This window comes from Rhizobium sp. RAF56 (assembly GCF_052113965.1).
Lineage (GTDB): Bacteria > Pseudomonadota > Alphaproteobacteria > Rhizobiales > Rhizobiaceae > Rhizobium.
Map to the genome: position 1 here is coordinate 1 of NZ_JBFRDU010000081.1, position 5,976 is coordinate 5,976.

Here is a 5,976-nt window from a genome sequence, read left to right on the forward strand (position 1 = left end):
TCGATCTCGACGGCGTTGCCGACCAGCGCCTCTTCCGAGGCGTTTTGATAGTAGAGCGTGAAGGCGAAGGCGACACGCGGCTTCAGGCCGGCGAGATCGGCCGGCGACAGCGTCAGCGGCTTTCCGGCGACCGGAACGATATCGGTCACGTAGGAACCGTCGTCGGCCACTTCCAGCAGCGGCAGAACGCCGCCATCGGCAAATGCGATAATCGCCGGACAGTCGAAATTGCCGAGACGGCAATCGCGCTCGTCATGCCTGATGACCTGCAGGCCGATGCGCTCCGCCAACTGCTCGACATCGTCGAGCTCCAGCGATTCAGTGATCTCGTCGGGCAACCCCGAGAAAAGCACCGTATCGGAGCTAGGGCGACCATAGAACGCAGCGACAGACCGGAAAGCGGCCTTGAATGTCTGAAGCGAAGCGCCGATCGAACTCTCAACTAATACGTTCAACGTCGTTCCCTCACCTAAGGCGAGACTACAGCGCAACGCGTAATTCGCGACGCGTCAAACACTGCAACACACTAAATTCATGTACAATTTGCCCCTTGGATCCACGTCGACCCAAGGGGCAAGGCGTTAGCGGATAGGCGCGAGCAGATCCAGCGGCAAACCAGCCTTCTGGTGGGAGTTAAGCTCGACGTATCCCGGGTTAGCCTTTTCAGAGACGGCGAATTCCTTTTCCGCATAGGGCGTTGCCTGGTCGACGGGCGTAAGCTTCAGCGCCTGCAGCAGGCTGCCGGAGGCGGCCAGGATCTTGTATTCCGCAAACTGCGAGGCGACCCGCGCGGTCTTTGCCAGAACATCGGTGTTGAAGCGTGTGTTCTGCGCGTCGAGCACGTCGAGAAGCGAGCGCTGGCCGATCTTGAACTGGCTGCGGTAAGAGGTCACCAGCTGGGCATTGGTCGCGGACTGCTGGGAAAGGATACCTGCGAGGTCGCTGCGGCTTGCGCGCTCGTTCCAGGCGGAACGGACGGACTCTTCCACTTCGCGATGGGTCTGGGAAAGCGCATAGCGCTGCTCGCTGGCGCGACGGATCTGTTCCTGTTCGCGAGCGACATCGATGCCACCGCGATAGAGGTTCCAGCGCGCGACCACGCCGACCTGAAGGTCGTTGGTGTTGCCTGCATTGCCATCGACGTCGTTGCCGGTGCGGGCAGTACCCTCGAGATTGATCTTCGGCAGGTAGTTGGCGCGTGCGCCGCGTACGCCCGCATCCGCGGCATTGATGTCAGCCTTCGCGGAAAAGACCCGTGGGCTGTTCTTCTGTGCAACGAAGACGGCGTCGTCGAGCGTCTTCGGCACCGAATGGCCAACCGAGGGCGGGGTCTGCGGATTGGAGATCGGCTCGCCGACCGCCTGCAGGAAGCGGATCTTGGTGGCTTCCAGTTCCTGGAGCGCCTCGCGCAGACGCGCCTGTGCCGCCTGCTGCCGTTCGCGGCCCTGAAGCTGGTCGGCATCGGTGAGCGCGCCGCCCTTGATGCTCTCGTTGATGTCGCCGACGATCTGATTGTGGAAGGCCACGTTCTGCTGCGCGGCCGCGACGATCTGGTTCTGGAGCATGTACTCCATGTAGTCCTGCGTTACTTCGAGCGCCAAAGCTTCCGAGCGCTCATTGACACGGAAGGACGCACCGTCGACGCGCGACGCCTGCTTTGCCACTTCCGCCGCGCGGCTGCCGCCGTCGAACAGCGTCTGCGTAATCGTCAGACTGACATCTGATGGCGTCAGATAGTCATGGTTGGAGGTGAGGGTGCGCGACGTGGCGTTTCCCAGCCGGCCTCGCCCAACGCCGCTTTCAAGGTCGACCGAGGGGAGGTACAACCCCCGCGCCTGACGCAGTTCGAACTCAATCGCTTCCCGGTCTTTTGCAGCCAGCAAAATCTGGGGATTGGTCTTCATCGTCTTGTCGACTGCCTGCTGCAAAGACATGGCGTTGGCGCCTGCGCTAAATACAAGGCTTAAAGCAACGCTGGCCGACAGAACTCTGGAAATCTTTTTACCGATAAACAATATAATGCCCCTTAACGCTAATGATAATATTTGGAAATCATGTACCGAAATTATGAAATACTGAAATTGTCGGCAAACGACTAACGTCTTTGTTTTGCGCAACAACTACATCGCCAGTGCGCATCTCAAAAAAAGGCGGTCTATTCAACCGAAGGACAAGCCAAGAGACAAATATCGCCCCCTAATCTGACCTTTTCCTGCACTTCCCAGCCCCTGCAGCCACAAATTGAGAATTGGTTTTCGCCGCCCTATCGACAACCTACTGGAGAGAGATGAGCGCCTGCGTAAAAAGCAACGCTAACCGATAGAGCCTCAAAATCCATTTAACCTTCAACTAATGCTCACACACCCAAATGGGCTCACTGAGCTAATCACCTGCTGAAAATATCGAATTCAAAAATTATCCAGTCAGTAAACTGTTAACATCTTTGCTTCCCGGCTGCAATCGCATCGCGAGCGTGTTTTTTAAATAATGGTTAATTCTATTGAAAAATAAGCCTAAACCGAAGATTTTATCGATTCTTTTAACGCGACCTTGTTCCCCAACGTGCTTAGTTGATGGATATCGAAAACAGGTAATCCATCCTCATGCAATTTAGAAAAATCTACTTATCATCTATAATAGAACGCGATTTCCGGCCCGCCGTACTTGGCGCATTCTGCTGCATGGCGGGCTCCATTGCCTTTTCAACTATCATAAACCTTGTTTTGCCAGACAGACCATTTTTGGTGGGATTAATCAGCGTCGGCGTAGTTTCGTTTTCTGTGGCATTTTTGCTGCTATCGGCTTTGCGCTTCAAGGATGCCGAGATCAAGAGCATGCAGCGAAAGGTCAACTACGCCGTTCGCCATGACGCGGTCACCGGTGCGTTGAATGGCGCTGCCTTTGCCGCCGCGGTCGAGCACTATGTCGACCGCCGCAGCCTTGTCGGCGACGACAGCGGCGGCGTCATGATTGCCGTCGTGGTCGACACGCTGGACGACGTAAGCCGCCGCTTTGGGCCGCAATTGGCCGACAGCGTCATGCATTCGCTGGCAGTCATCATCCAGTCTTCGGTGCGCGGCGGCGACCTCGTCGCCCGTCTCGCCACCAACGAAATCGGCGTCTTCCTGCCTGGCGCAACCGCCGAAAACGCCGAGGATGTCGGCGAACGCGTCCGCGAGCGTCTGGCCGCGACCGCCTTCGGGGCCGAGCAAACCCCGCTCGACATCGACATCAAGCTTGGCGGTGCCCTCTTCGAAGGCGCCCCCGATTTCAACAGCATCCGGCGTCTCGCGGATGAAACCGCGTTTGCCGCCTCCCGCACGACCCGGGCGCTGGCCCTCGGCCGCCTGCCGGCTGCTTGAGGCCGCCGCATGATTTCGCCCTTGGATCCCAATCGATCCGAGGGCGAAATATATTTCAAAATGATGCGGCGCCTTCCCGCGCCTGTCGCAGTCACTGGGCTGAGGCCCATGTCCCCAGAACCCAAGACGGCGAATAGGGACGATCCGCAATTCTTTCTCCTGCTCGGGGAAATTGCATCCGCGCACCCCCTCTGACCTGCCGGCAATCTCCCCCACAAGAGAGGAGATGCTTTGCCGCGCCGCCAACCGCAGACATGGCGTTGCCGATGTCGCGGTCGCGGAGGCGCTTCGCTTCGTCCTCAAAGCCATCGGTTTCCCCGGCAGCGTGAGGGTGGCTTGCCAGTGCAAGCACTCTCTCCGCCGCTTCGATACATCCCCCCGACGAAGGGGAGGAAGCTTTGCCGCGCCGCTCATTGCAGACGAGCGATCGCCGATGTCGCGGTTGGGGAGGGGCCTAGGTGCGATGGGTTTCCTCGAGGGCAGGGTGAGGGGGATGCCAGGGCCGGCCAAACACGAGGGTTCCAGAGGACCTCCTTGCTGCTTCGAGACAGCTCCCCGATCAAAAGAAGAGGTCGTCCCGCCGATCTCGTCCCTTGGGGCAGGGAAGTCGCATATGGCAACGCTCCCGCCGCCCTGCCGGCGATCCCGGCAAGGGAGAAGATTTGCCGCGCCGCTCACGAGGCGCAAAACGTCGTTGACGCGGCGGAGGCGGAGGGAGATTGGGTCTTCGTCCCTTTGCGAACACCCCTCCGGCCGACAGCAACCCAGGAAAAATGTGACGCGGCTTTCCGCACAGAAGCGTGTAAAAACAAATAGATAGAATGCTGAGCGCTTCGAGGAAAGACGGAAACGTTACATCACGTCTTCAGGACATGCGGTGCCGCAAAAAGCAGAAAAAGGCGCAATGCGCCTTTTTCCAGTTCGGTATGTTCAGGCCCGGACGTTAGCTGTGCGTCGCGGTCGTTTCATGGTGCTGGTCGTCGTAGAGGATCTTGACCAGCGGAGCAGCGTTCGTGAGCGTGGCGATATCCTGCCAGCTGCCGCCGTTGTTGACGCTGACGATGGTGTTCGCACCGCTTGCGGTCGCCTTGACGTTGTCCAACGCCTCCTGCTCGCTGGCCTGGTGGCCAAGCAGGGAGTTGAGCAGGTTCGAAACGTCGAGATGGTCGCCGTCGGTGTTCTTGTAGTCGGTGATGGTGTCCCTGATGTCGACGCGGCCCAGCGCCGTGGCATCGAAGACGAAGGTGTCAGTCCCGCCACCGCCGGTGAGATAGCTGTGACCCACGCCGCCGGTAACGATCGTGTCATTGCCCTCGCCGCCGTCGACAGTGTTGACGCCGCTAGTCCCAAAGGAGGCAGTCTCGCCTATCAATATGGTGTCGTCGCCCTTGCCGCCGTAGGCGAAGGAGGAGCCGCCGTCGACGACATGGATCGTGTCGTTGCCATCGTTGCCATTGAGGTAGTTGGCCTTGCCAGTGCCGCCGAAGATATTATCGTCGCCGGTATCGCCTTGGATGGTAGTATAGTCCGCACTGCCGGCGAAGATCGTGTCGTTGCCGTCGCCGCCCTCGAGAAAATCCTTCCCCGGGCCTGTGGAGTGGGTCAAGTCTGTGTCGTCGACGACACCGCCGCTACCGCCGTAGATGATATCGTTGCCGGCGGCGCCAAAAACAAAGCCGCCGCCATCGCCGAGGATGATTGTGTCATTGCCGGCGCCGGCATTGATCGTGTCGTAGTCATGATCGTCGCCGCCGTAGAGCAAGGTATCTCCCGCATTGGCGGGCAGATCGCCACCCTTGTGCTGGATCGTGTCGCTGCCCGCGCCGGCGTCCACGAAGTCGTTTCCGTTGAAGCTATAGATCGTGTCGTTGCCGGCTCCGCCAAGCAGGATATTGCTGCCGTCGGTGTCGTAGATCGTGTCGTTGCCGGCGCCGCCGGTGACGTTCTCGATATTTGTCAGGCTGTCCGTGCCTTCGCCGGTGGCAAAATTGCCGGCGATATCTCCGGCAGGGCCGATATTGACAACCAGATCGGCCGTGACCCCGGAATAGTCGATGGTGTCGCCGCCGTGGACGAGCGATGCCAGGATCGCCGCCGCGCCGCCGGCCGTCGGCGTGACAGGGTGCATGAACGACATCAGCGTGCTGTTGGCGTCGCCGTTGATGGTGTCGTTGCCGGCACCGCCGATGAAGACGTTGTCCCCGGCGTTGCCGCCGAGCACGTTGTTGCCGGCGTCGCCGGTCGCGTTGAGGTTCGCCGTGCCCGTCAGGATCACGTTTTCGATGTTCGTGCCCGCGACGTTGTAGCTCCACGGCACCACCACCGTGTCGATGCCTCCGCCGGGGGTTTCAGGAGTGAAGGTGTCGCCGGCGTTGTCGAGCACATAGGTGTCGTTGCCGGCTCCGCCGATCATCGTGTCGTTGCCCAGGCCGCCGTTCAGGATGTTGTTGCCGCCGCCGCCGACCAGCGTGTCGTTGCCGGCCCCGCCGAAGAGGATGTTATCGCCGGCGCTGCCGTAGATCGTGTCGTTGCCGGAGCCGCCGACCAGGCTTTCCATGTTTGCAAAGGTATCCGTGCCTTGGCCAGTCGCCGTGTTGGCGGCGATCGCGATCGG

The 5,976-nt window shown here is 59.9% G+C and carries 3 protein-coding genes and 1 pseudogene; 1 reads left to right on the forward strand and 3 read right to left on the reverse strand.

Translation table 11 applies throughout. The features are described from left to right. Positions 1 to 455 (reverse strand): annotated as a pseudogene (locus AB4048_RS28385) (type I secretion system permease/ATPase); the annotation flags it as partial. A 126-nt stretch (positions 456 to 581) separates the two neighbouring features. Beyond that, the gene (locus AB4048_RS28390; RefSeq protein WP_442205291.1) at positions 582 to 1,934 is read right to left on the reverse strand and encodes a TolC family outer membrane protein; all 1,353 of its coding nucleotides are present in this window, start codon (positions 1,932 to 1,934) and stop codon (positions 582 to 584) included. A gap of 846 nt (positions 1,935 to 2,780) precedes the next feature. On the opposite strand from AB4048_RS28390, the gene AB4048_RS28395 reads away from it, so the two are divergent. Then, positions 2,781 to 3,362, forward strand: a complete 582-nt coding sequence (locus tag AB4048_RS28395) for a GGDEF domain-containing protein (RefSeq protein WP_442205292.1) — start codon at positions 2,781 to 2,783, stop codon at positions 3,360 to 3,362. Positions 3,363 to 4,305: 943 nt separating this feature from the next. On the opposite strand, the gene AB4048_RS28400 is transcribed toward AB4048_RS28395, so the two are convergent. After that, positions 4,306 to 5,976 (reverse strand): beta strand repeat-containing protein (locus AB4048_RS28400; RefSeq protein ID WP_442205293.1); only part of this gene is annotated, 1,671 nt, incomplete at its 5' end.